The 25,937-nt window shown below is 34.0% G+C and carries 25 protein-coding genes; 20 read left to right on the plus strand and 5 right to left on the minus strand.

Features of this window, described 5'->3' with window-relative positions; genetic code table 11:
• Window positions 1-11 precede the first annotated feature (11 nt).
• Window positions 12-1,778 carry a peptidoglycan D,D-transpeptidase FtsI family protein gene (locus AC3WTI_RS03230; protein ID WP_097841016.1) on the minus strand — a complete coding sequence of 589 codons (1,767 nt, stop codon included), beginning with the start codon at window positions 1,776-1,778 and terminating at the stop codon, window positions 12-14.
• Window positions 1,779-2,260: 482 nt separating this feature from the next.
• Here AC3WTI_RS03230 and AC3WTI_RS03235 point away from each other — a divergent pair, with 482 nt between their 5' ends.
• The 7 genes from AC3WTI_RS03235 to AC3WTI_RS03265 all read left to right on the plus strand — a co-directional run bounded on the left by AC3WTI_RS03235 (window position 2,261) and on the right by AC3WTI_RS03265 (window position 9,856).
• On the plus strand, window positions 2,261-4,390 hold the full coding sequence (locus AC3WTI_RS03235; RefSeq protein WP_097841017.1) for a peptidoglycan D,D-transpeptidase FtsI family protein: 2,130 nt from the start codon (window positions 2,261-2,263) through the stop codon (window positions 4,388-4,390).
• 185 nt (window positions 4,391-4,575) lie between these two features.
• Window positions 4,576-5,541: a class A beta-lactamase Bla1 gene (bla, locus tag AC3WTI_RS03240; RefSeq protein ID WP_373605225.1), complete on the plus strand. Its 966-nt coding sequence runs from the start codon at window positions 4,576-4,578 to the stop codon at window positions 5,539-5,541.
• Window positions 5,542-5,796: 255 nt separating this feature from the next.
• Window positions 5,797-6,639, plus strand: coding sequence for a metallophosphoesterase (locus AC3WTI_RS03245; protein ID WP_097841018.1), 843 nt, complete (start codon window positions 5,797-5,799; stop codon window positions 6,637-6,639).
• Between the two features lie 360 nt (window positions 6,640-6,999).
• On the plus strand, window positions 7,000-7,251 hold the full coding sequence (locus tag AC3WTI_RS03250; protein WP_000548621.1) for a hypothetical protein: 252 nt from the start codon (window positions 7,000-7,002) through the stop codon (window positions 7,249-7,251).
• Window positions 7,252-7,436: 185 nt separating this feature from the next.
• Window positions 7,437-8,162, plus strand: a complete 726-nt coding sequence (locus AC3WTI_RS03255; RefSeq protein ID WP_097841019.1) for an ABC transporter ATP-binding protein — start codon at window positions 7,437-7,439, stop codon at window positions 8,160-8,162.
• Window positions 8,159-9,178 (plus strand): ABC transporter permease, encoded by a 1,020-nt coding sequence (locus AC3WTI_RS03260; RefSeq protein WP_097841020.1) that lies wholly within the window; start codon window positions 8,159-8,161, stop codon window positions 9,176-9,178. Before AC3WTI_RS03255 ends, AC3WTI_RS03260 begins: the two co-directional genes overlap by 4 nt.
• A gap of 24 nt (window positions 9,179-9,202) precedes the next feature.
• Window positions 9,203-9,856, plus strand: coding sequence for a TetR/AcrR family transcriptional regulator (locus AC3WTI_RS03265; protein WP_087956526.1), 654 nt, complete (start codon window positions 9,203-9,205; stop codon window positions 9,854-9,856).
• A gap of 122 nt (window positions 9,857-9,978) precedes the next feature.
• Here AC3WTI_RS03265 and AC3WTI_RS03270 read toward each other — a convergent pair whose 3' ends face one another.
• Complete coding sequence (locus AC3WTI_RS03270) at window positions 9,979-10,278, minus strand: WGxxGxxG family protein (protein WP_087956527.1); 300 nt, start codon at window positions 10,276-10,278, stop codon at window positions 9,979-9,981.
• A 231-nt stretch (window positions 10,279-10,509) separates the two neighbouring features.
• On the opposite strand from AC3WTI_RS03270, the gene AC3WTI_RS03275 reads away from it, so the two are divergent.
• From AC3WTI_RS03275 to AC3WTI_RS03335, 13 genes are all read left to right on the plus strand, one after another.
• Complete coding sequence (locus AC3WTI_RS03275) at window positions 10,510-11,478, plus strand: YbgA family protein (RefSeq protein WP_087956528.1); 969 nt, start codon at window positions 10,510-10,512, stop codon at window positions 11,476-11,478.
• A gap of 216 nt (window positions 11,479-11,694) precedes the next feature.
• Window positions 11,695-12,840 carry an acyl-CoA dehydrogenase gene (locus AC3WTI_RS03280; RefSeq protein ID WP_087956529.1) on the plus strand — a complete coding sequence of 382 codons (1,146 nt, stop codon included), beginning with the start codon at window positions 11,695-11,697 and terminating at the stop codon, window positions 12,838-12,840.
• A gap of 15 nt (window positions 12,841-12,855) precedes the next feature.
• Window positions 12,856-14,193 carry an acetyl-CoA carboxylase biotin carboxylase subunit gene (locus tag AC3WTI_RS03285; RefSeq protein WP_087956530.1) on the plus strand — a complete coding sequence of 446 codons (1,338 nt, stop codon included), beginning with the start codon at window positions 12,856-12,858 and terminating at the stop codon, window positions 14,191-14,193.
• Between the two features lie 26 nt (window positions 14,194-14,219).
• Window positions 14,220-14,435, plus strand: coding sequence for an acetyl-CoA carboxylase biotin carboxyl carrier protein subunit (locus AC3WTI_RS03290; protein ID WP_001985297.1), 216 nt, complete (start codon window positions 14,220-14,222; stop codon window positions 14,433-14,435).
• Window positions 14,436-14,456: 21 nt separating this feature from the next.
• The gene (gene mvaB / locus AC3WTI_RS03295) at window positions 14,457-15,368 is read left to right on the plus strand and encodes a hydroxymethylglutaryl-CoA lyase (RefSeq protein ID WP_087956531.1); all 912 of its coding nucleotides are present in this window, start codon (window positions 14,457-14,459) and stop codon (window positions 15,366-15,368) included.
• A gap of 4 nt (window positions 15,369-15,372) precedes the next feature.
• Window positions 15,373-16,161 (plus strand): enoyl-CoA hydratase, encoded by a 789-nt coding sequence (locus tag AC3WTI_RS03300; protein WP_087956532.1) that lies wholly within the window; start codon window positions 15,373-15,375, stop codon window positions 16,159-16,161.
• Between the two features lie 2 nt (window positions 16,162-16,163).
• Window positions 16,164-17,705 carry an acyl-CoA carboxylase subunit beta gene (locus AC3WTI_RS03305; RefSeq protein WP_087956533.1) on the plus strand — a complete coding sequence of 514 codons (1,542 nt, stop codon included), beginning with the start codon at window positions 16,164-16,166 and terminating at the stop codon, window positions 17,703-17,705.
• A gap of 49 nt (window positions 17,706-17,754) precedes the next feature.
• Window positions 17,755-19,695 (plus strand): AMP-binding protein, encoded by a 1,941-nt coding sequence (locus AC3WTI_RS03310; protein WP_087956534.1) that lies wholly within the window; start codon window positions 17,755-17,757, stop codon window positions 19,693-19,695.
• A 266-nt stretch (window positions 19,696-19,961) separates the two neighbouring features.
• Window positions 19,962-20,276, plus strand: a complete 315-nt coding sequence (exsK, locus tag AC3WTI_RS03315) for an exosporium protein ExsK (RefSeq protein WP_087956535.1) — start codon at window positions 19,962-19,964, stop codon at window positions 20,274-20,276.
• Window positions 20,277-20,391: 115 nt separating this feature from the next.
• Window positions 20,392-20,931: a GNAT family N-acetyltransferase gene (locus tag AC3WTI_RS03320; RefSeq protein ID WP_142286499.1), complete on the plus strand. Its 540-nt coding sequence runs from the start codon at window positions 20,392-20,394 to the stop codon at window positions 20,929-20,931.
• Between the two features lie 51 nt (window positions 20,932-20,982).
• Entirely contained in the window at window positions 20,983-21,543 is a 561-nt protein-coding gene (locus AC3WTI_RS03325; RefSeq protein WP_087956537.1) for a nucleoside/nucleotide kinase family protein, read from the plus strand.
• Window positions 21,536-22,276, plus strand: a complete 741-nt coding sequence (locus tag AC3WTI_RS03330; protein WP_097841021.1) for an alpha/beta fold hydrolase — start codon at window positions 21,536-21,538, stop codon at window positions 22,274-22,276. The genes AC3WTI_RS03325 and AC3WTI_RS03330 overlap by 8 nt, the downstream gene beginning before the upstream one ends.
• 2 nt (window positions 22,277-22,278) lie before the next feature.
• The gene (locus AC3WTI_RS03335; protein WP_087956539.1) at window positions 22,279-22,737 is read left to right on the plus strand and encodes a DinB family protein; all 459 of its coding nucleotides are present in this window, start codon (window positions 22,279-22,281) and stop codon (window positions 22,735-22,737) included.
• A 56-nt stretch (window positions 22,738-22,793) separates the two neighbouring features.
• Here AC3WTI_RS03335 and AC3WTI_RS03340 read toward each other — a convergent pair whose 3' ends face one another.
• From AC3WTI_RS03340 to AC3WTI_RS03350, 3 genes are all read right to left on the minus strand, one after another.
• The gene (locus AC3WTI_RS03340; protein ID WP_087956540.1) at window positions 22,794-23,810 is read right to left on the minus strand and encodes a D-alanyl-D-alanine carboxypeptidase family protein; all 1,017 of its coding nucleotides are present in this window, start codon (window positions 23,808-23,810) and stop codon (window positions 22,794-22,796) included.
• Between the two features lie 181 nt (window positions 23,811-23,991).
• Window positions 23,992-25,149: a sensor histidine kinase gene (locus AC3WTI_RS03345; RefSeq protein WP_087956541.1), complete on the minus strand. Its 1,158-nt coding sequence runs from the start codon at window positions 25,147-25,149 to the stop codon at window positions 23,992-23,994.
• Window positions 25,139-25,834 (minus strand): response regulator transcription factor, encoded by a 696-nt coding sequence (locus AC3WTI_RS03350; protein ID WP_087956542.1) that lies wholly within the window; start codon window positions 25,832-25,834, stop codon window positions 25,139-25,141. The genes AC3WTI_RS03345 and AC3WTI_RS03350 overlap by 11 nt, the downstream gene beginning before the upstream one ends.
• Window positions 25,835-25,937 lie beyond the last annotated feature (103 nt).

The raw sequence follows: 25,937 nt of genomic DNA on the forward strand, positions 1-25,937 counted from the left end.
AAGAGGAAGGTTCATTTTAATGAACCTTCCTCATTGTTTTTATTCTCTTTTTGAAGAGTATTCCAGTACTCTAAAATTTCTGATGTAACGAGAGCTGCAATGTTTTTTTCTGAATTGCTACCAGGAATAACGACAGAAACGGCAATCTGTGGATCTTTGGTAGGAGCATATGCAATGAAAAGAGAATGATTTATCATTCTTTCTTGCTCATTCGGAAAACCTGTAATACCTGTTTTACCTGCGACGTCAAAGGGTAGTTTTTTAATCTCTTCTATATTTTGGCTCATTCCGCCTTGCACGACATTCCAAAAGTCCGTCGGATAATGATTTGAACTTTCTAAAATTGGTTTAAAATTTTGTATTTCCTTACCATTTGGACCAATAATAGCACTTACGATTTGAGGCTTATATTTATCACCTTTACTTGCCAAAGTTGCTGCATATTGAGCAAGTTGAAGAGGAGTATGCACTTCATTTCCTCCCCAAGAGGCATTTAATAACGCAGAGATTCCATTTTCAAACTTATTAGAAGGATGGAAGTCATATTGTCCGTCTTCTTCATAGGGTAAATCAATACCAGTTTTAGAACGTAGGCCGAATTGCATTAAATAATCTGTCCATATATTTGCCACTTTTTCTATATTGCCATTATTTTGGTTGAATAAGGGCAGAGCTACTTTTGCTGTCATAAATGTGTTAGATGAATTAATGATAGCCTGCCTCGGTGTAATCTCACCTACTGGCGTTCCAGGTGCATTCGTAATGTTATTTTGATTATCGTACTCAAAAGTACCCTTGTCTAAATAAGTATCTTCAGGTTGAAAAAGCATTTCGTTTAACCCAATTAAAATAGTAAGAGGTTTTATAGTAGACGCCATATTTACATAGTATTCACCATACTTTAGTTTTTGAATTGTTTTATTTTGCGAAAGCGATATAATGTTGTCTATTTTAGGTGATATATGTGTATTTAATATATTTGGATCAAAAACTGCCGAGTTTGCCATAGTTAAAATTGCGCCAGTTTTTACATCAGTTACCACAACATAACCAGCATTAACATCAGTTATTTTCTTGATTTGAGATCTTAATGCTTCCTCTGTTTTTTGCTGTAACTTAGAGTCTAAAGCTAGCCGGATATCTTTTCCTTTTTGTACTTTTTGAATGTTCCATAAGAACTTTTTATTATTCATTTTAAAAACAAGGGTTTTACCCGGTCTTCCTTTTAAATCATTTTCATATTGCAGCTCAACCCCACTTTTTCCAACAGGCACCTGCTCTGAATTAATGTCATTTTCTACATAACCAATTACTTGTGAACCAATTTCATGCTTGGGATAATATCGGATCACTTCATCTTTAATTATTACATTATTGGGTTTGTTCTTATTTACGAATGTAAGTTCACTCTCATTTATGTCAGAGTATAACGGTATATCATTCATAGTTTGCTTTTTACAAGAGTGTTGTAAGTGTAATTGTATGTCTTTTGCAGAAATGTCATGTTGAAACTGGCTTGAAAATTGATTGAAAAAAGCTAATGTGTTTGATGTATCTAGTTTCGATATCTTTTCATCATTAAAAGTGCAATATAGAGACTTAACTTTCTTATTTGTAGCTAGTATTACACCATTTTGATCAAGTATTTGGCCTCTTTCGGCTGAAGAAGTTTCGATAGTAATTGAAAAGAAATGGCTTTTAAACAAAATTATTAATATAAAACCTACAATAGAAAGAATCGCTATAACTCTCCATCTTTTTATTTTTGTATGTAACATAAAACCCTCCCTTTTTAGCTTATTCCATATTATAGTTAATTATTTTTTTTGTAAATGTGGAACATCTTTATTATTTAGATTGTCTATTTAGTATTACAGCATGAAGAAAGGAATAAATAGTATGAAATTTTACTTTTAAGATTGGTCGTTATACAGTGAAGCATTTCTAATGCAAGCGACAAAAATAGAGAGGAAACAAGACAGGAGAGTTTTGAATTACGTAGCAAAACGAGAAGAAATGGATGCTTACAATGGTTTAGTGAAAAAGTCGAATCTGTATTTATCCCGCTTTAATGGGCAGTAAGACCCCCACCTCAAAATGCAGCGAAAGCAAAGAATTTAGGTGGGGGATCAACTGCCAATTAAAGTCCGATGGGTGAAGGCTAATAATCAGTCGGGGATGAAGAAAACCCCACTGATTAAAGTTTCACTTTATAATCGGCCATCGTTACGTAATTTATAAGCAAATATATGGAGGATTTATGGAAAAGCAAAAAGGAAAGAAGACATATATATCTATTCGATTAAACCTAATGTTCCTCTGCATATTTTTATTATTTTCAGCTATTATTATGCAGCTTGGAAAAGTGCAAATCGTAGAAGGAGAGGCTTATAAGAATCAAGTGGAAAACAGTCAAAATGTAACAACTAGTATTCCAGTTCCACGTGGACAAATACTAGATCGCGAAGGGAAAACAGTTGTTAATAATAAATCTCTTCGTACGATTACGTATACAAGGGCAAAGGGAATTTCTAGTGAAGATATTTTAAAAACTGCAAAAGACTTGGCAAAAGTACTTGAAATGCCTGAACAAGATATAAACAAATTAACAGATATCGATAAAAAAGATTTTTGGATGCAGTTGAATACGAAACGTGCGGAGACAAAGATTACGAAAAAAGATATTGAAAAGTTTAAAGAAAAAGGTATAGAGGGAAAAGAGTTAGATAAAAAAATAGAAGACTTAAGACGAAGTCGCATTACAGAAGTAGAATTGGCAGAATTAACAGCACAAGATTTAAAGGTGTTAGCAATTAAAAGTAAAATGAGCTCAGGTTATCAACTGACACCACAAATTATAAAAAAAGATGTAACAGATCAAGAGTATGCGCGAATTAGTGAAAATCTTGCGGAGTTTCCTGGGGTAGATGCAACGGTTGATTGGGAACGCAATTATGTAAATGGTGATTTATTTCGTTCTGTGTTAGGTAATATTACGAGTAGTGAAGAAGGTCTGCCAAAAGAAAATTTAGATTCTTATTTAGTACGTGGATATAACCGTAATGATCGTGTAGGGAAAAGTTATATTGAACAACGATATGAAGATGTGTTACACGGTACAAAAGAAGAAGTGAAAAATATTACAGATAAATCAGGAAATATTATAAACACAGAAATAATTTCTAAAGGAAAAAGTGGTAATAGTTTAACATTAACGATTGATATGGAATTACAAAAGAAAGTGGAAGAAAGTTTAGAGAAAAATTTGAGAGCTTTTAAGAGTTCAGAGACACTATTGGACCGAGCTTTTGTCGTTATGACGAATCCGAATAACGGACAGATTTTATCTATGGCAGGCAAAAGAATTGTAGAAAAAGAAGGGAAAATGGAAATCGAGGATTTGGCATTAGGTAATATGACAACTTCGTATGAACTAGGGTCAGCTGTAAAAGGTGCAACTTTATTAACTGGATATGAGACAGGGGCAATACAACCAGGAGATCAATTTTATGATGCACCGATGAAATTTAAAGGTACACAAGCTAAGAAATCGTGGAATGTATCCGGATTTGGTAATATTAATGATTTACGAGCTCTACAAGTATCGTCGAATGTATACATGTTCCAAACAGCTTTAAAAATTGCGGGCGTTAATTACGTACCAAATGGTTCATTGGATATAAAACAAGAAGCATTTAATACGATGCGCTATTATTTTAAGCAATTTGGCTTAGGTGTTCCTACAGGTATTGATTTACCGAATGAAATAATTGGACAAACTAGAAAAGTAGATAGTCAACCTGGTTTTTTACTAGATTTTTCTATCGGCCAGTATGATACGTATACGCCATTGCAATTAGCGCAATATATTTCAACAATTGCTAATGGCGGTTATAGAATGCAACCTCAAATTGTACAAGAAATACGAGAGCAATCAATAAAAGAAGAGGTTGGCAAAGTTATTCGTTCTATAGAGCCTGTCGTATTAAATCGGATTGATATGAAGACAGAGCATATTGATCGAATAAAAGAAGGGTTTAGATGGGTATTCCAGGAAGGTGATGGAACTGGCGTGAAGCATTTCAAAAATGCTTCATACAAGCCAGCAGGAAAGACAGGAACAGCTCAAACTGTATATGGTGGAGATGATCCAATTGGTAGAAATGCAAAAGGAGAACGTATGGAATGTTACAACTTAACGTTAGTTGGATATGCTCCCTATGATAATCCAGAAGTAGCATTCTCTGTAGTAGTTCCGTGGCTTCATAATGATAAAAGTGGAATTAACTCTATAATTGGAAAAGAAGTTTTAGATGTATATTTTGATTTGAAAAAGCAGCGTATGCAAGGTGAAGCTGCTAGTACAGATAATCCGAATCAAAATCAGTAAAACTTGTACAATTCTCTAAGTGAAAAAGATTCTGTTTATTTAAAGGTCTTTATAAATACAAATGAGATTTGAAATAAGAGATAGCGGCGATCATTGTTGTTATCTCTTATTTTGATAATGACCCTCATACTAGTTAAAAAATTTTAAAAGTTTATGGAACAAACTTGTTTCGGTGATTGTCTATTATGAGTACGAAAAAAATGGTTAAGAACTCGAAAGGAATGATGATTTTGAAAAACAAGAGGATGCTAAAGATAGGGATATGTGTTGGTATATTAGGTTTAAGCCTTACAAGCCTAGAAGCTTTTACAGGAGGACCACTGCAAGTTGAAGCGAAAGAAAAGAAGGGACAAATAAAACATAAAAATCAGGCGACGTACAAAGAGTTCTCTCAACTAGAGAAAAAATATGATGCTCGATTAGGTGTGTATGCTATTGATACTGGTACAAATCAAACAATCTCTTATCGACCTAACGAAAGATTTGCCTTCGCATCGACCTACAAGGCTTTAGCGGCAGGGGTATTACTACAACAAAACTCTACCGAGAAGTTAAATGAAGTTATTACTTATACGAAAGAAGACTTAGTGGATTATTCACCTGTTACAGAGAAACATGTAGATACTGGAATGACACTAGGAGAAATTGCGGAGGCTGCTGTGCGTTACAGTGATAATACCGCAGGAAATATTTTATTTCATAAAATAGGCGGACCGAAAGGCTATGAAAAAGCGCTCAGACAGATGGGGGATCGGGTTACTATGTCTGATCGTTTTGAAACAGAATTAAACGAGGCTATTCCAGGAGACAATCGTGACACTAGTACAGCGAAAGCAATTGCTACAAATCTTAAGGAGTTTACAGTCGGAAATGCACTTCCAGACCATAAGCGCAACATTCTTACAGATTGGATGAAAGGAAACGCTACAGGAGACAAACTTATTCGCGCGGGTGTACCAACTGATTGGATAGTTGGAGATAAATCAGGGGCTGGAAGTTATGGAACACGAAATGATATAGCTATCGTTTGGCCGCCGAATAGAGCACCAATTATTATCGCAATTTTATCTAGTAAAGATGAGAAAGATGCTCCCTATGATAATCAACTTATTGCAGAGGCTGCTGAAGTTATAGTTAATGCTTTAAGGTGATAGTATTTGAATTGTACATTTGTAAAAATAATGTTATTAAAAGAATAAAGTTAGAAAACGATTCTTTTTCATGTGAAAAGAATCGTTTTTGTATTCTTAATATGAAAAGGATAAAAGTAAACAACTTCAAATATTTAATATGTATTTCATCTGGAATTTCAAATGTTGCATTTTATTAACGTAAACAATTTCGCAAATATATAATATAATTCAGTTAAAATAAATAAGTGTTTTATAAAAATAAAAGGAGAGAATATGAACAAAAAGTCTAAAAGAATCATATTATTTATTGTGACTTTAATAGGTATAAGTATCTTTTTACATGTACAGAACAATTTAATAAGTATAACTGAAGTTAATATAAAATCTAGTAAAATTCCTTCTACATTTAAAGGCTTTAAAATTCTACAAATTTCAGACTTACATAATAAAAAATTTGGCGACAATCAAGAAACTTTAATTCAAAAAGTAAAAGGTGAAAATCCAAATATTATTGTTATTACAGGTGATCTAATTGACAGGAAATCATACGATGCAGAAGTAAGTATGGAATTAATACGAGAGCTTGTAAAGGATTATCCTATCTATTTTGTGACAGGAAACCATGAAAAATGGTCAGGAAAATATAATGATTTAGACAAAGAATTAAAGAAGCATCATGTTATTGTTTTAAGAAATGAACATGTATCAATTCAAAAAGGAGAACAAAAAATAAATTTACTTGGAATTGATGATCCGGCATTTGTAGCTGGAAACCGTGATGAAAGAAATGTTGTAAAAGATGAAATTTTAAAAGCAAAATTTGAAATGAAGCCACATACATATAATGTATTACTATCCCATCGACCTGAATTTCTGGTAGAGTATGCTAATGAGAAAATAGATTTAGTGTTATCAGGGCATGCTCATGGAGGACAAGTTAGATTGCCATTTATCGGAGGTTTAGTTGCTCCGAATCAAGGTATATTCCCTACATATACAGCCGGTTTATATGAAAAACAAAATACATCTATGGTAGTGAGTAGAGGCTTAGGCAATAGTGTCATTCCGCAAAGAATTTTCAATAGGCCAGAACTTGTAGTCGTACAGTTAAATTGAACTGTACGATTTTTTGTACAGAGAAAAATAGGGCGTATGAAATTTATCCCGCTTTAATGGGCAGTAAGACCCCGACCTCAAAATTCAGCGAATGCAAAGAAGTTAGGTGGGGGGGGCTGCCCATAAAAGTCCGATTGGTGAGGGCTAATAATCAGTGGGGGATGAAGAAAACCCCCACTGATTAAAGTTTCACTTTATACAAGTTAACATTACAATTTTGTTAAAAATTTTCTACGTTACATAAAGTAACAAAATTTGACCCGAAGAGTTTGTTATAGTGTAAATAATCAAAAAACTTAAAAATTAGTCGAGTGAAAAGTGTGATAAAAAATCTGTATAAAAACATAAAGGGGTGTACACATGCATAAAGAATATGAAATTGAAGAGTATACGGCGATTGAGGAACAAATACATTATTATTGTAAATGTTTATTAGTAAGTCATCCTGATCAAATTATAAAGTATTTAGAAAAAAGGTTAGAAAAATATGCAGAAACGTTACAATATGCCCATTTATATCCCGACACAGTTATATTACCGTTACAGCAGTTAGTTATCGAATATTCTTTAGATGTTGCTAGAATTAGGAAATATATGAATTTAAAAACGTAAAATAAAATATATAATTTAAATGAAACAGAGTCGACTTTAGGAAATGAAATTCTAATGTCGACTCTGTTTCATTGTTTAATATTGTTGATTGAAAATATATACTAATCAATGAAGTTTGACATATACTTACGCAAGAGTAAAATAATAGTGAGTACTCACTCATTTTTAAAAAGGGGGAAGAAAACATGCAGCAACCTGCAATTATTTTACGAACCGTTTCAAAAAGCTTTGGCAAAAAAGAAGTGTTACACAATCTTTCATTGCAAGTTGAAAAAGCTGAGATATTTGGTTTAGTTGGGCCTTCTGGTTCAGGGAAAACGACACTTATTAAATTGATTGCTGGTATTAATGAGCCGACTAAAGGTGAAGTGTTTGTTTACAACACGAACATGCCTAATTTAAATGAAATGAAAAGAATTGGTTATATGGCTCAGGCTGATGCATTATACGAAGAATTATCAGCATATGAAAATGCAGATTTTATGGCAACAATGTATGGATTAAAGGGAAAGCATAAAAAAGAAAGAATACAAGAGGTTTTTGACCTTGTTCAATTATCACAACATATGAAAAAACAAGTACAGCACTTTTCAGGCGGGATGAAGAAGCGTTTATCTTTAGCAATAGCCCTTCTTCATGAACCTGAAATATTAATTTTAGATGAGCCAACAGTTGGGATAGATCCTATTCTTAGAAAAACGATTTGGGGAAAATTTCATGATTTAAAAAAGAAAGGCACTACTATTATTGTAACAACGCACATTATGGACGAAGCTGAATATTGTGAACGCCTAGGGTTAATTAGAGAAGGGAAGCTAGTAGCGACTGGAACACCTGAAGAATTGAAAAAGCGGGTATCTTCAGGACGGATTGAAGATGTCTTTTTGTTGGATGAGGAGGTCCTATCATGAGAGTTACTGGTGTAATCATTCGTATTATTCGCCAATTTTTTCGAGATAAGCGTTCGTTAGCGATGATGTTTGGAGCCCCCATGTTATTACTTTGGTTATTGTCACTAGTGTTTACTCAAAAAGACTATGTACCGCATATTGCTGTTGTTGATATGCCTGCTAAGGTAGTAAAAATAATGAAAAATCAGGAAGCAACGATTTATGAATATAGTAAAGAAAAGGCAATGTCTGAATTGGAAAAACAAAAGGTAGATGCTGTAATACGTTTAGAAAATGGGAAAATGAATATTGTATTAGAAGGTAGTGATTCATCAAAAAATCGTGCTGTACTTCAAATATTACAAAAAAGTACAGGGAAGAACGATGTTTCAATTATGAAACCTGAAGTAAATTATTTACATGCTTCTAAAGACTTTACAATGTTTGATGGGCTTGGGCCTGTATTAATCGGTTTCTTTACATTTTTCTTTGTATTTATTTTATCAGGGGTGTCTTTCGTAAGAGAACGTTTAAGTGGTACTTTAGAAAGGTTATTATCGACTCCAATTAAAAGATGGGAAATAGTTGTAGGATATATTATTGGTTTTGGAATCTTCGCCTTTATACAATCCATTATTATCGTAAGTTTTTCCGTTTATATTTTAGATTTATACGTTGCGGGCTCCATATGGCTAACTTTACTTATTACATGTATGCTTTCTTTAACGGCATTAACTTTAGGAACGTTTTTATCAGCATACGCAAATAATGAATTTCAAATGATTCAGTTTATACCGCTTGTCATTGTGCCACAAATATTCTTTTCTGGTTTGTTTCCAATTGAATCGATGAATAAGTGGCTCCAAATGCTCGGGAAATTATTTCCGCTCACATACGGCGCTGACGCAATGAGACAAGTGATGATTCGAAATCAAGGATTTACAGAGATTGCATTAGATTTAACTGTTTTACTATTTTTCTCAGTATTATTTGCAATAGGAAATGTATTTGCATTAAAGAAACATCGAAAAATATAATGATGATACAAAGGGGCATTATAGATGAAGAAAGATTGGCTAGAAGAATTAATTACTGCAACAAATACGGATAAACGAAATGAACGTCAAATGCGTATACTAGAGGCGGCTGTTGATATGTTTGGTGAAAAAGGATATGCATCAACTTCAACAAGTGAAATTGCAAAGCGTGCTGGTGTAGCGGAAGGAACAATCTTCCGCTACTATAAAACGAAAAAAGATTTATTGTTAGCAGTCGTCATGCCAACATTAACAAAGTTTGCTGCACCATTTTTCGTACAAGCCTTCGCAAAGGAAGTATTTAAGTCGGAATATAAATCATATGAAGCATTTCTAAGAGTTGTTATTCATAATAGATTTGAATTTGCAAAAAAGCATTTTCCAATGATTAAAATATTAATTCAAGAAGTGCCATTTCAGCCAGAACTAAAAAATGAAATACAACATTTAGTAGAAACAGAGTTATTTTCACATTTTAAAAAGTTAATTGTAAAGTTTCAAGAAGACGGGGAAATTATTGAAATGCCGCCATCTTCAGTATTAAGACTTACTTTATCGGCTGTATTAGGTTTATTATTAACAAGATTTTTATTATTGCCAGAAGAAAAATGGAATGATGAAGTGGAAATTGAAAATACGATTCAATTTATATTGTATGGAGTAACACCACGGAATTAATCGTCGAAGTATGAATTACATATGTTACATTTAAGCAAAATAATAAATCGCCTTTAAAAAGGCGATTTATATTTGTTATATTTTATGATAAATAAGTACTTGTTTACGAAAAATATTCCAGATTAACGTACTTCTTTGTCTCTTCTTCTAAGACCTAATAATCCTGCAAGTCCTAATAAACCGAGCCAAGCCCAATTATTATTTCTATCACGATTATCATTTAAATCATTTGTCGTATTTACATTTCGAGTTCTCACATCATTATTAACTCTGTCTAAGTTATTGTCATTAACTCGAGTTGAAATATCAGTGTTATTGACTCTATTCATATGATTTCCATCGTATTCAGCATGGGCAGATGTACCTAAAAACATAATAAATAGTGCTAAAACACTTAAAATAGATGATAATTTTTTCTTCATAAATTTCCCCTCCTTTCTTACGTATTACATTCTCCAACTCTTTTGTGCATTATTCATTTGTAATAGTATCAAACCATGATTTTAATTCGAACATCTTTACGTCGTAGAGCTAAATAACTGTTAAAATGGTATTGGATATGTGCATTAAAATATAAATAAAACAAACTTTGATTACGATACTAAACTTAGTACAATTTATATAGTACGGACTAGTACAAAGGAGGTAATGAAATGCGACAATTTGCAAAACCAACAATTGTTGTTAGTAAATGTTTAGAATTTGATGCTTGTCGTTATAATGGTGAGATGATTCCAGATGTAACAATACGAAATTTGCAGCCATTTGTTACATTTATACCTGTTTGTCCAGAAGTCGAGATCGGATTGGGCACTCCTCGTGAAACGATACGAATTGTAGAAGAAAATGGTGTGAATAAGCTTGTGCAGCCGTCGACGCGGGAAGATGTAACTAAAAAAATGGAGCAATTCTCAAATGATTTTTTACGAACGATACCCGACGTGGATGGTTTTATTTTAAAGAATCGTTCGCCAAGTTGTGGTACGCGTGATGTGAAAATTTATTCTGGTTTTGAAAAGGCACCAGCAAAAGGAAAGGGATCTGGTTTATTTGGCGGAGCAGTAATAAAAAATTTTTCGCATCTTCCAATTGAAGAAGAAGGTAGATTGTCGAATTTTATTATTAGAGAACATTTCTTTACAAGGCTATTTACAATCGCATCTTACAAAATGATTAAACATAATAAAAATATGAAAGACCTTGTATCGTTTCAGTCGGACAATAAATATTTATTTATGGCATATAATCAGGTAAAACAAAAGGAATTGGGACGAATAATTGCAAATCACAAAAATGAAATGATTGAAGTGGTATTTGAAAAATATGAGAAAACTTTATATGAATTATTTATGCGCACACCCCGCTATACATCGAATGTAAATGTTTGTGAGCATATTTTTGGATATTTTAAAACAAAATTGAAAAAACAAGAAAAAGATCATTTTTTAGATCTGATACAAAAATATAAAGAAAAGAAAAGTCCGCTTAGTAGTATACTTGCAATTTTAAAATCATGGGCTCTTCGATTTGATGAAAAGTATTTATTACGACAAACATATTTCGAACCATACCCTGAAGCTTTAGTAGAGATTTCAGATTCGGGTAAAGGTAGAGATTATTAAACAATAAATTACATATTTCGACAAAAAAACTCCTATGTTGTTGTAGAACAATGTAGGAATTTTTTTGTGCATTAGTACAGAATCTGTTTTAAAATTAGATTATGACAGAATTATAACAATTATCTAACTAATGTTCTTGTCTTTTAATTTGTAATGTTTGTAGTAGAAACTCGCACGCTGTCGAAACTCAATATTCGATAAGGGGTGTGTAGCGGAATGGAATTTACTCTAACTCGCGAAAAACAAATGATTAAAGAAATGGTACGTGACTTTGCTGAAAAGGAAATCGCACCGAAAGCTGTGTATTATGACAAAACTGCGGAATTTCCATATGAAACATTTCAAAAAATGGGCGAACTAGGATTATTAGGCATCCCATTCCCTGAAGAGTATGGAGGTTCAGGTGGCGATACTGTATCGTACGCGTTAGCAGTTGAAGAAATTGGTCGTGCTTGTGGTGGAACAGGATTAAGTTACGCTGCAACAATTTCATTAGGTGCTTCTCCAATTTATTATTTCGGTACAGAAGAACAAAAGCAGAAATATTTAGTTCCAATGGCATCAGGTAAAACGTTAGGTGCTTTCGGATTAACTGAGCCGAACGCAGGATCTGATGCAGGTGGTACACAAACGAAAGCGGTATTAGATGGAGACGAGTATGTTATTAGTGGTGAAAAATGTTGGATTACAAATGCAGAGTATGCAAATACAATTATTGTAACCGCTGTCAACGGTGTTGAAGACAATGGTAGAAAACGCATTTCGGCATTTATTGTACCGACTACAAGTGAAGGATTAACAATCTCAAGTCCTTACGATAAGATGGGTGTTCGTGCTTCTAATACATGTGAAATCGTACTTGATGGTGTACGTGTACCGAAAGAAAATATTCTTGGTGATGTAAATAAAGGATTTAAACAATTCTTATATACACTTGATGGAGGACGTATTTCGATCGCAGCATTAGCTGTTGGTATTGCGCAATCTGCATTTGAACGTGCACTGCAATATGCGAAAGAACGTCAACAATTCGGGAAAGCAATCTCTAACTTTCAAGCAATTCAATTTAAATTAGCTGATATGGCGACTGAAGTAGAGCTAGCTCGTAATTTAGTACATAAAGCAGCTTGGCTAAAAGATAATGATAAACCTTTCGGTAAAGAAGCGGCTATGGCAAAACTTTTCGCATCGGAAGCAGCAAGCCGTATTGCAAATCAAGCAGTACAAATTCACGGTGGATACGGTTATATGCGTGAATATGAAGTGGAACGACATATTCGTGATGCGAAACTATTAGAAATTGGTGAAGGAACTTCTGAAATTCAACGTCTCGTAATTGCTAGACATTTAGGATGTAGATAAAAGGGAGGAATCACTATGTTTCAAAAAATATTAATTGCTAATCGCGGGGAAATCGCAGTTCGTATTATGAAAACTTGTCAAAAACTTGGCATTCGCACTGTTGCTATTTATTCTGAGGCAGATGAAAATGCCCTACATGTAAAAATGGCAAATGAAGCTTACTTAGTAGGTGGGCCGCGTGTCCAAGAAAGCTATTTAAACCTTGAAAAAATTATTGAGATAGCTAAGAAGACAAATGCTGAAGCAATCCATCCGGGATATGGATTATTATCTGAGAATCCATCTTTTCCGGTTCGTTGTAAAGAAGAAGGAATCGTATTTATCGGACCATCAGAAGAAATCATTACGAAGATGGGAAGTAAAATCGAATCACGTATTGCAATGCAAGCTGCAGATGTCCCAGTAGTTCCAGGTATTACTACAAATATTGAAACTGCTGAAGAAGCAATTGAAATCGCTAAACAGATTGGTTATCCATTAATGTTGAAGGCATCCGCAGGCGGCGGAGGCATTGGAATGCAGTTGATGGAAACTGAGCAAACGCTCACCAAAGCATTTGAAAGTAACAAAACAAGAGCGCAAAACTTCTTCGGTAACGGAGAAATGTATTTAGAACGCTATATAGCAGATGCACACCATATTGAAATTCAGCTTTTAGCAGATACACATGGTAACACAGTGTATTTATGGGAGCGTGAATGTTCCGTACAACGCCGAAATCAGAAAGTAATTGAAGAAGCACCTTCACCATTTTTAGATGAAGGTACACGAAAAGCGATGGGTGAAGTTGCTGTACAAGCTGCTAAAGCTCTAGGATATACAAATGCTGGTACAGTTGAGTTTCTAGTTGATGATCAGAAAAACTTCTATTTCTTAGAGATGAATACGAGATTACAAGTAGAGCATCCAGTTACAGAAGAAATTACTGGTTTAGATCTTGTAGAACAACAACTTCTAATTGCATATGGTGAGAAATTATCGTTTACACAAGATGATGTAAAACGTAGTGGTCATGCCATTGAGGCACGTATTTATGCAGAAGATCCGAAAACTTTCTTCCCATCACCTGGGAAAATTACAGATTTAACGCTTCCAACAAATGTACGTATTGATCACTTTTTAGAGAATCAAGTAACGATTACACCTTTCTATGATCCAATGATTGCGAAAGTCATTGCTCATGGTGAAACTCGTCAAGAAGCAATTTTGAAATTACATGATGCTTTAGAAGAATTAAAGGTAGAAGGTATTAAAACGAACACGCCAATGTTAATTCAAGTTTTAGAAGATGATGTGTTCAAAAGCGGTATTTATACAACAGGCTTTGTAACAAAACAACTTGTTAAAAAATAAGATTTAACAATATTAAGGGGGAAAAAATGATGACGAAAGTATATGCATCGATGGCAGGAAATGTATGGAAGATTGTTGTAGGAGTAGGAGATACAGTAGAGGAAGAGCAGGATGTCGTCATTTTGGAATCTATGAAAATGGAAATTCCAATCGTTTCAGAAGAAGCTGGCACAGTTATGAAAATTAATGTACAAGAAGGCGATTTTGTAAATGAAGGAGATGTATTACTAGAAATTGAATAGGGAGATATAGGGGGAAGCGAATTGAAACTACCTAATTTTGCTGTCATTAAAGAAGTCGGGCCACGTGATGGCTTACAAAATGAAAAAAAGATTGTTGGCACAAAAGATAAAGTAAAATGGATTCAACTACTTACAGAGTCGGGATTATCGTACGTTGAAGTTTCCTCATTCGTTCACCCTAAATGGGTTCCTGCATTAGCAGATGCAAATGATGTGTTTTCTGAGCTGAAAAGGGATCCAAATGTTACATATGCAGCGCTTGTTCCAAATCAAAATGGTTTGGAACGAGCTTTTTTGCAAAATGTAGATGAGGTGAATGTTTTTTTATCAGCAAGTGAATCTCATAATAAAAGTAATATTAATAAATCAATTAAAGAAGCATTAGTTGTAATTGAAGATATAACAAAACAGGCATTATTCGAAGGAAAAAAGGTAAGGGGCTATATTTCTACTGTATTTGGCTGTCCTTATGAAGGAGATATAAGCGTCGTAGCAGTTGACGAATTATGTAATCAACTATTTTCATATGGCATTTATGAAGTATCTCTTGGTGACACGATTGGTGTAGCAAATCCGTTACAAGTAGAGAAAGTATTAGAACATTTATTAAAGAAATATGATGCTTCGCAGTTTGCAATGCACTTCCATAATACATATGGAATGGCTCTGGCGAATGTAGTTAAGTCATTAGAATATGGTATTACTACATTTGATAGTTCTTGTGGTGGTCTTGGTGGATGTCCATATGCACCAGGAGCATCAGGCAATGTTGCAACTGATGACTTAGTTCATATGCTCCATAAGTTAGGGGTCCAAACGAATATTGATGAAGAGAAGTTATTGAGAGCGAGTCAATTTATTCAAAGTAAATTAAATATCCAATTACCGAGTCATGTGTATAGAGCGCTTCAACATAAAACGATAAGTAGGTGAGAAGATGCTACAATTACAAAACATTTCAGTTGATTATATAACACCTCACGTTGTAAAGATTTCATTATATCGTGAAAGACAAGCAAACTCATTATCTTTAGCGTTATTAGAAGAGTTACAAAACATATTAACTCAAATAAATGAAGAGTCAAATACTCGTGTAGTTATTCTAACAGGCGCTGGTGAAAAAGCATTTTGTGCCGGAGCTGATTTAAAAGAACGTGCTGGCATGAATGAAGAACAAGTTCGTCATGCTGTTAGTATGATTCGTTCTACTATGGAAATGGTTGAACAATTACCACAGCCGGTGATTGCTGCTATAAATGGAATCGCACTTGGTGGTGGTACGGAATTAAGTTTAGCTTGTGATTTTAGAATTGCTTCTGACACTGCAAGTCTTGGTCTTACTGAAACTACACTTGCAATTATACCAGGAGCAGGCGGTACGCAGCGTTTACCAAGATTAATCGGTGTTGGTAGAGCGAAAGAATTAATTTATACAGGCAGACGCATTTCGGCGCAAGAAGCGAAAGAATATGGCCTAGTAGAATTCGTTGTACCGGCTCATTTACTTGAAGAGAAAGCAATTGAAATGGCAGAGAGAATTGCTAGTAATGGTCCAATTGCTGTTCGATTAGCTAAAGAAGCAATTTCAAACGGTATTCAAGTTGATTTACATACCGGATTACAAATGGAAAAACAAGCGTATGAAGGTGTAATCCATACGAAAGATAGATTAGAAGGATTACAAGCATTCAAAGAAAAACGCACACCAATGTATAAGGGGGAGTAAATATGTTAGACCAAAAACAACAATCGAATACATTTGAAGAACGAGTTGAAACGATTAAACAAGGCGGCGCACCAAAATATCATGAACAAAACAAAGCAAAAGGAAAATTATTCGTTCGAGATCGCTTAGCTCTTTTATTTGATAATGGTGAATATGTAGAAGATGCATTATTTGCAAATTGTGAACAAACAGGATTACCTGCTGATGGTGTTGTAACAGCAACGGGAAAAATACATGGTCGTACGGCATGCGTAATGGCAAATGATTCTACGGTAAAGGCTGGATCATGGGGCGCACGTACAGTTGAAAAGATTTTACGTATTCAAGAAACGGCAGAAAAATTACGTGTTCCGTTATTTTATTTAGTTGACTCTGCTGGGGCGCGTATTACTGATCAAGTTGAAATGTTCCCAGGGCGCCGCGGTGCAGGAAGAATCTTTTATAATCAAGTGAAATTATCAGGTAAAGTCCCGCAAGTATGCTTATTATTTGGACCTTCTGCAGCTGGTGGTGCATATATTCCAGCCTTTTGTGACGTTGTTATGATGGTAGAAGGAAATGCATCTATGTATTTAGGATCTCCTCGTATGGCTGAGATGGTTATCGGTGAGAAGGTAACTTTAGAAGAAATGGGCGGAGCTCGTATGCATTGCTCTGTATCAGGATGCGGAGATGTTTTATGTAAAACAGAAGAAGATGCAATTACACAAGCAAGACAATACATTTCATATTTTCCAAATAACTACTTAGAAAAGACTCCATTGGTTACACCTCAAGAACCGAAACAATTCGATAAAACGTTAGAACAAATCATTCCAGAAAATCAAAATGCTCCTTTCAATATGAAAGATCTTATTAATAGAGTTATTGATGAAGGTTCTTTCTATGAAGTGAAAAAATTATTTGCTCAAGAACTAATTACAGGTTTAGCACGTATTGATGGTAAGCCAGTAGGTATTATTGCAAATCAACCGCGAATGAAAGGCGGCGTATTATTCCACGATTCAGCTGATAAAGCAGCGAAGTTTATTAATTTATGCGATGCATATCATATTCCGTTATTATTCCTTGCAGATGTACCTGGATTTATGATTGGTACAAAAGTAGAACGTGCTGGTATTATTCGTCACGGTGCAAAAATGATTTCCGCAATGAGTGAAGCAACTGTACCGAAAATTTCTATCGTTGTTCGTAAAGCATATGGTGCTGGTTTATATGCGATGGCAGGTCCAGCCTTTGAACCAGATTGCTGCCTAGCATTACCAACAGCTTCTATTGCGGTAATGGGTCCAGAAGCCGCGGTCAATGCTGTATATGCAAATAAGATTGCAGCTTTACCAGAAGAAGAGCGTGATAGCTTCATTGCTGAAAAACGCGAAGAGTATAAGCAAGATATTGATATTTACCATTTAGCATCAGAGATGGTCATTGATGGTATTGTTCATCCAAACAATTTAAGAGAAGAGTTAAAAGGACGATTCGAAATGTATATGAGTAAATATCAAATATTTACGGATCGTAAACATCCTGTTTATCCAGTTTAAAAGCCCTAATTAGGGCTTTCTTGCTCAAAAAGTCAAGGAGGGGAAAACATTGAAACAAGCAGTTTGGTTTCCAACAGAAGAGTATAAAGAAAAAACGCGTTTGTATGGTTGGATGAAATCATTGGGCTATGAAGATTATGAAACGTTTTATAATAAATCTATTGAAGAAACAGCTTGGTTTTGGGGAGAAGCTGAAAAAGCGGTTGGCTATCAATGGATGAAACCTTATACAGAAGTGCTAGATTTAGAAAATGGAACGCCGTTTGCACAGTGGTATAATGGCGGAACATGTAACGTTGTAGAATCAGTTTTATCACGCTGGCTTGCAGATGATGAAACAAGAACACAACCAGCACTTCAGTATGAGGGGGAAAATGGAACTTCAAAATCATTTACATATGAAGAACTTGATAGCTGGGTAAGTCGTGTTGCAAACGGTTTGAAACATGCGGGTATTGAAAAAGGTGACCGAGTAACCATTTATATGCCGATGATTCCAGAAACAGTTGTTGCAATGCTAGCTGTTATGAAAATCGGAGCAATTATTTCACCAATATTCTCAGGTTTTGCATCTGATGCAGTCATGACACGTGTGCAAGCGGCAGGATCTAAAATGATCATTACTGCAGATGGTTTTTCACGCCGCGGTAAAATAGTTTCATTAAAAGATGAAGTAGATAAAGCTTGTGAACATTGTCCAACTGTTGAAAAAGTTGTTATTGTGCGTCATGCGGGAAACGAATTTACACCACATAATTATGATTTCTCATGGAGTACATTAGAAAAAGAAAAGCCATTTGTACATGCTGAAGAAATGCATAGTGATGATCCATTAATGCTCATTTATACATCAGGTACAACTGGGAAACCGAAAGGAACAGTACATACACATGCTGGTTTCCCTTTGAAAGCTGCATTTGATGCAGGATTTGGAATGAATATCAAACAAGGTGACCGCGTATTATGGGTAACTGATATGGGCTGGATGATGGGACCATTTCTACTATTCGGCTCTCTCATAAATGGAGCAACGATGGTTATGTATGAAGGTGTACCTGACTTCCCAGAGGCAGATCGTTTATGGGAGACAGTTGATAAATATGAAATTACACATTTGGGTATATCACCAACATTAATTCGTGCGTTAATGGCAAAAGGTGATGAATATGTAAATAAACATTCGCTTAAGAGTTTAGAGGTATTTGCTTCAACAGGTGAACCTTGGAATCCAGACCCTTGGATGTGGCTATTTGAAACGGTTGGAAAAAGTAATGTGCCGATTTGTAACTATTCAGGCGGAACTGAAATTTCTGGTGGGATTTTCGGAAATGTCCTTATTAAACCAATTGCACCGATAAGCTTTAACGCTTCTTTACCAGGAATGGCAGCGGTTGTGCTCGATGCTCAAGGTAATCCAATTCGTGATGAAGTTGGAGAATTATGTTTAGAGAAACCTTGGGTTGGTATGACGAAGAGTTTCTGGGAAGACGATGAACGTTATGTGAACACATATTGGTCACGTTTTGAAAATAAATGGGTTCATGGTGACTGGGTAATTTATGATGGTGAGCAGTATATTATTACAGGACGCTCAGATGATACGTTAAACATTGCTGGAAAGCGTATTGGACCTGCTGAATATGAATCAATTCTTGTAAAGCATAATGATGTCATAGAAGCAGCCGCGATTGGTGTACCTGATGAAGTTAAAGGTGAAGTTTGTCATTGTTTTGTAGTATTAAGGGACAATGTAACATTCACAGTAGAGTTAAAGAAGGAATTAATGAGTTTAGTAAACTCTCATATTGGAAAAGCATTATGTCCAAAAGATATTCACGTTGTAGAAGATTTACCGAAAACACGTAATTCTAAAGTAATGCGACGCGTCATTAAAGCTGCTTACTTAGGAAAAGAATTAGGCGATTTATCATCACTTGTGAATCCTGAGGTAGTTCCGTTTATTCAGGGGTTACAGTCTAGCAAATTATAAGATATAAAGTATGTATAATAAAAATTGGCCTCTAATTGTTAGAGGTCAATTTTTATTTTTTTGCATTGCGCTGAATAGAAAAAGGAAATTATTAATGTGAGGATCCTCAGTATATACACTGGGAGTTCATACAGCAATACATTTGTTTTTTATGTATATAGTTTAATTTAGTACATGCGTTTGTTTTTTCTTTCTATGCTTTTGCCTCGTACACTTTGAAGCTAGTGGACATACTATATTAATAGAAATGATTAGGGGGTGAGATTTTGGGATATCGTTATAGTAATTCTAGAAAGAAGTGTTCATGTAAACAGGATGATTGCTGGGATGCTTTCGAAGAATGTAAAAAAGAACAAGAAGAACAAAATAAAGCATGCGATTGTTGCTGTGTACAAGGAATTAAAGATGAGCTGAGAAAGTTAGTAAACAGATCAGTGCGCATTACAACAGGAAGTAATAATTATGCTGGAACTGTTTCTTCGGTCACTTGTGATGTTGTAAAGCTTGCTAATAGTGCTGGGGTAGTTACAATAATTATTTCAGTTTGTAAAATTGAAGCGATTGAGCCATTGTTGACATAAGGAAAAAGAGTAATCTCGCTTTTTTGGTAAAGCCATTCTTAAGAATGGCTTTATTTTAATTTCATATAAAGGAGAATATATTATTTATATAGAAATAGGTTTGAGGCTTTAAAGTATGCTGTATGAAAGGAGCATAAAAGTGATTAAACTAGAAACCTTTAACAAGTCTGATTTCAAACAATTAATGGGTTGGATTGACTCTGAAGAGTTTTTAATACAATGGTCGGGAAATGCATTTGCATATCCTCTAAATGAACAACAATTAGAGAATTATATAGAAAGCTTAAATACACTTGTATTTAAAGTAATAGATGAAGAGTCTAAGAAAGTAGTTGGTCATATTTCACTTGGGCAAATAGACAATATTAATAAGTCTGCAAGGATTGGAAAAGTGCTAGTTGGTGATACGAAAATGAGAGGACGTTCTATAGGGAAACATATGATGAAAGCCGTATTACAAATTGCATTTGAAGAATTAAAACTACATAGAGTAACTCTTGGTGTTTATGATTTTAATACGTCCGCCATTTCTTGTTATGAAAAAATAGGGTTTGTAAAAGAAGGTTTATTACGCGAGTCAAAAAAAGTAGGTGAAACGTACTGGAATTTATGGGAAATGAGCATGTTAGAATATGAATGGAGTGGTAAAAAATAATAGTTTTCTATAATTATATTATGTTAACTTAATGGGGTGTGTTGGGGAATTATGAATAATAAAACGAAAATCATTACAATTGCAGCTGTTTCAGGAGGAGGTAAAACTACTGTTACAGAAAAATTAACTCAAAAGCTAACAAATTCAAAAGCACTTTATTTTGATAGCTATCACTTTAAAAACTGTCCTACTGATATTTGTAAATGGATTGATGATGGAGCAAATTATGATGAATGGGTGCTTACGCCATTAATTCATGATATTCAGCATCTTATAGGTGAGGCTAATGTAGATTATATTATTGTAGATTATCCTTTTGCATACTTAAATAGTGAAATGCGAGAATGTATTGATGCAACTATATTTATCGATACGCCTTTAGATATTGCAATGGCTAGAAGAATCTTGCGAGATTTTAAAGAGGATACAATAGATGAAATACATAATGATTTGAAACATTATATGACATTTGCGAGAAAAGCTTATTTAGAAGCAATTCATACTGTTAAGCCGAATTCGGATATTATATTGGATGGCTCTTTATCTGTTGGTGAAATAATTGATCATGCTGTTGAGGAACTTGGCCTGAGAGAAGTGATTGTTAATGATTAAATGTATAGAGGAATATGTACAAGTTGATGATTTTAAAATGTATACGAAAAAGTTCCAAGGAAAGAAGCTGCAGCCAGTTATTATAATGGAGGCAAGTTATGGCGATTATTCAAAGACATGGGATCATATTGCTGAAGAGTTGACGGGATATGGGACGGTACTTACATATGATCGAGCGGGATTAGGGAAAAGTGAGAAGAGTTCCAAGAGAGATATTAGTTCTGAAATGGTAAAAGATTTAAGGTGTTGCTTAGCGCAATTACAATTGAAACCACCTTATATTTTTATAGGACATTCTTTTGGAGGTATAAATGCACGTTTATTTGCCACTTTTTATCCCGAAGATATGTTGGGAATCGTTTTGGTGGATTCGACACCAGAAAATTATAAAGAATCATTTTTACCAATCATGTCTACTGAATTTCAAGAAGCTTACTATAAACAATTTGTATATGAAAGTTCCTATGAAGAGTTTACATTTAGTTTAAGTGAAGTAGATAGACATTGTAAATCAATGAATGATATTCCACTTGTCGTGTTAGCGGCAGGTAAAAAAGCTTTTTATTCACCAGATGCACAAATGAAATGGTTACAATTGCAAGAAGAATTATTACGATTATCAAGCAATAATAAATTTGTAATTGCAAAACAAAGCGGTCACTATATTCAAAAAGATGAGCCTCAATATATAACAGATGCTGTTAAGTGGATAATAGAGGTTGGGGAGAGATAAATATGTACACTTTATTTCAATACAATTGGCAAGTAAGGGACGACTGGTTTAAGTGGTGTGAGCAACTTTCAGAAGAAGAATTACTCCGCAAGCGTGTAGGTGGTGTAGGAAGTATTTTAGAAACATTATTCCATATTGTCGATGTTGAATACAGCTGGATTAGCGCACTTCAAGGAAAAGAAGATAATGAACCGCAGTATAAAGATTATAAATCGATCCAACAAGTGAGAGCGTTATCTGATTTATATAAACGAGAATTAGGAGTTTTTTTGCAGTTTTGGTCATCTAGCCTAGAATATAAGATATTAAAAGCTTCGTGGACAGATAAAACATATACATACGGTGAAGTTTTAAGACATGTAATTGTACATGAAATTCATCACATTGGTCAGCTATCTATATGGGCGAGAGAGCTAAATCTTCAGCCTATTTCAGCAAATTTAATTGGAAGAGGACTATAGACTTGAAAAACGGCTTGCACTATAAATGCAAGCCGTTTTATATATAAGAAGATTTCCTAGTTGAAATCCTCGGATTTTTTCTGGCGTATATGTAAAAACATTAAAAATGTAATAATGAAAAAAATCAATAATGTTTGTATGACTAAATTTTGAAATTGAAGTAATACTGTCCAAGAGGTAACAGCATCTTTAAAAGCTTGGAGTGAGGAGTACGAGGATGGATCAAAACCGTACTGTAGTAGTTTTTTTGTTTCAATAAAGGTACTGTTTTCTTCATTTGAGTCTAATATTACAGAAATAAGTCTAGTATCTCCTCGATGTGCCGTACTGACAAAACTATAATTACCATTAGTTGAAAAACTAGTTTGTAAGCCGTCAACACCTTGGAGATTAATGTTTTTATTAAGGGAATAAATCATCTTATTTGTATTGAAAACTTTTGAATCTTTGAAGGTAAATTGGTAAGAGGTTAGTTTCGTAATATTCAATACATCTGGAAAGTCTTTTACTAATTGTGTTGCTAGTTTCGCTACATCTATCGCTGTTGTATTTGATTGTTTATTTGTATCGTTATTCATACCAGTAGCATTTAGAAACGGGGAAGCTTGTGATAACTTTAGTTGTTTTGCTTTTTCATTCATTAAAAGTGTAAAGTTATCTTCGTTTCCAGCAATGTGTTCTGCAAGGGCAAGTGCGGAACGATTATTCCCTGTCAAAAACAATGCGTGAAGTAAATCACGAACTGTCGTTTTATCTTTCGAAGTTACTTGTATAGGGCTCGTTTCTGCTCGGAAAACTTCGTTACTTATTTTTACTAATTCATCTAAGTGTATTTTTCCTTCATTCAGTTGTTCCATTGCGATATACTCTGTCATTAATTTAGATAAAGTAGCTGACTGTATAGAAATATCTTCATTTTTTTTATAAACAACTTCACCTGAATTAGCATCTATTAAAATAGCTGATTTAGCTTGAATAATTGGACCATTTACATAAAGATAAAAATATAAAACGATAAGTGCTGTAATAACAAAAGATAATAATAAAATAGTGAATTTTTTCAGGAATTGCATAAGCGATCCTCCTAATATGACATCGATAATAATATTGTAAAAAGGAATGCTTAATTAGGAAGAAAGAAAAGGTAAAGAATTTCTAAAGAATTATAAAGGATTATTAAAATTTGGATGTTAATGGAAAATGGAAGGTCCAATTCCTTTTATGATAAGGAATTGGACCTAAAGTTAAGCTCTATTAACATTTATATTGTTGTAGTTTTACAGTGAAAGTTGTTTTTTTATCATCACTATATACTTCAATTGTTCCTTTATGCAATTCAACAATACTTTTTGCAATTGCTAATCCGAGACCAGATCCACCAGTGTTCGTAGAGCGAGATTTTTCAACGCGATAAAAACGTTCAAAAATATGAGGTAAATCTGTACTAGGAATAGGTTGGCCGTAATTTGTTATATCTATAGTAATCATATTATTGCTTTCATAGGCAACAAGGTCGATATATCCACCGTCGTTACCATAAGCGATCGCATTAATAATTAGATTTTCAAATACGCGAACTAATTTGTCTCCATCAGCTAATACCATGAGTTTTTGAGATGGGAAAGAAGGGCGACATTCTATATTAGCTTCTTGAACCTGAATGCGGAATTGAACAGTTAATTGTCCAAGCAGCTCTACAATGTCGATAGGAGCAGAATATAAACTTAACTCTTTATTTTGAACACGTGTATATTCAAACAAATCATTCATTAATGCATTAAGGCGTGTTACTTTATCGTAAATGACTTGTATATAATGACGTAATTCCACTTCATCTCTATAATTATCATGGTGGATTAAATTCACGTATCCAACTATAGAGGTAAGAGGAGTACGTAAATCATGCGATACATTTGTAATCAATTCACTTTTTGCTTGTTCTGCCTGTCTTTCTTCATCAATTGAGACTTTCAATTGTTCAACAATGTGATTAACCCCAGTTGCTAACTCTTCCAGGTAATTATGATGTACGATAGAAACTTTATGATTGAAGTTGCCATTTGCAATATAACGAATCTCTTCTATCATTTTTTTAATACATGTTTCATAGTACAGTTTTCTTTCATGACGATAAAAAATGTATAGGTAGGATGAGAAAATAGAGAATAAAAATAAATAAGTGACAATCATCATCCAAAGTGATTCCTTTATTCCTTTATATTTTTCATAACCAAAAATTCTAATAAATTCTTTGCCTAGTTCGCTTAACGTAAGTGAACTTTCAATTACACTTGTAACAAGACGATATATAATTAATTCCGTAATAGGAGTAAGTGTGATAGCTAACATGAACCAAAAAATTAACTTCCACTTTGGGATATCTTTTAATATATCAAATGCTTCATTTCTCAATTTTATAGCCTACTCCCCAAACAGTATGAATAAACTTCTCTCCATTCATTCCTGTTTCAAGTTTATCTCGTAAATTACTAATGTGAACCATTACAGTTTTATTTGAACCATAACCATCTTCATTCCAAACTCGTTCAAAAATTTCTTCGGAACTAAATACTCTCCCCGTATTACTCGCAAGTAAATATAAAATATCAAATTCAATAGATGTAAGCTTAATATATTCTCCATTGACCTTAACTGTATGATTATGTTTGTGTATTTCAGCAGAACGAATACGAATAATACCATCTTCTTTTTTAGAGGAAGTGGCATTTTGGAAAGATGATCTTCGTAGCAAAGCCTTCACTCTAGCTACTAATTCTAATGGATTGAATGGTTTAATCATATAATCATCTGCACCAGTCATAAGACCTAATATTTTATCCATATCTTCTGCTTTTGCACTTAGCATAAGAATAGGTACAGTATTATTCTCACGAACCTCTTGGCAAACTTCTAATCCATTTCGTTTGGGCATCATAATATCCAAAATCATAAGGTCAACTTCATATGTAGAAATCATTTGTAATGCTTCATCACCATCGTATGCTTTATAAATGTTATAGCCTTCATTTCGCAAATAAACAGCAAGTAATTCAACAATTTCTTTATCATCATCAATAATTAATATGTTTTTATTCATTATGTAGTTCCTTTCCTTACAAATCATTAACATTACTATAATATCAAACATTTATGTATTTTGTAGCAATGATTCCACATAAAATTTCATGTAACGTATAAAA

The sequence above is a fragment of the Bacillus sp. EB106-02-03-XG38 genome (assembly GCF_058792175.1).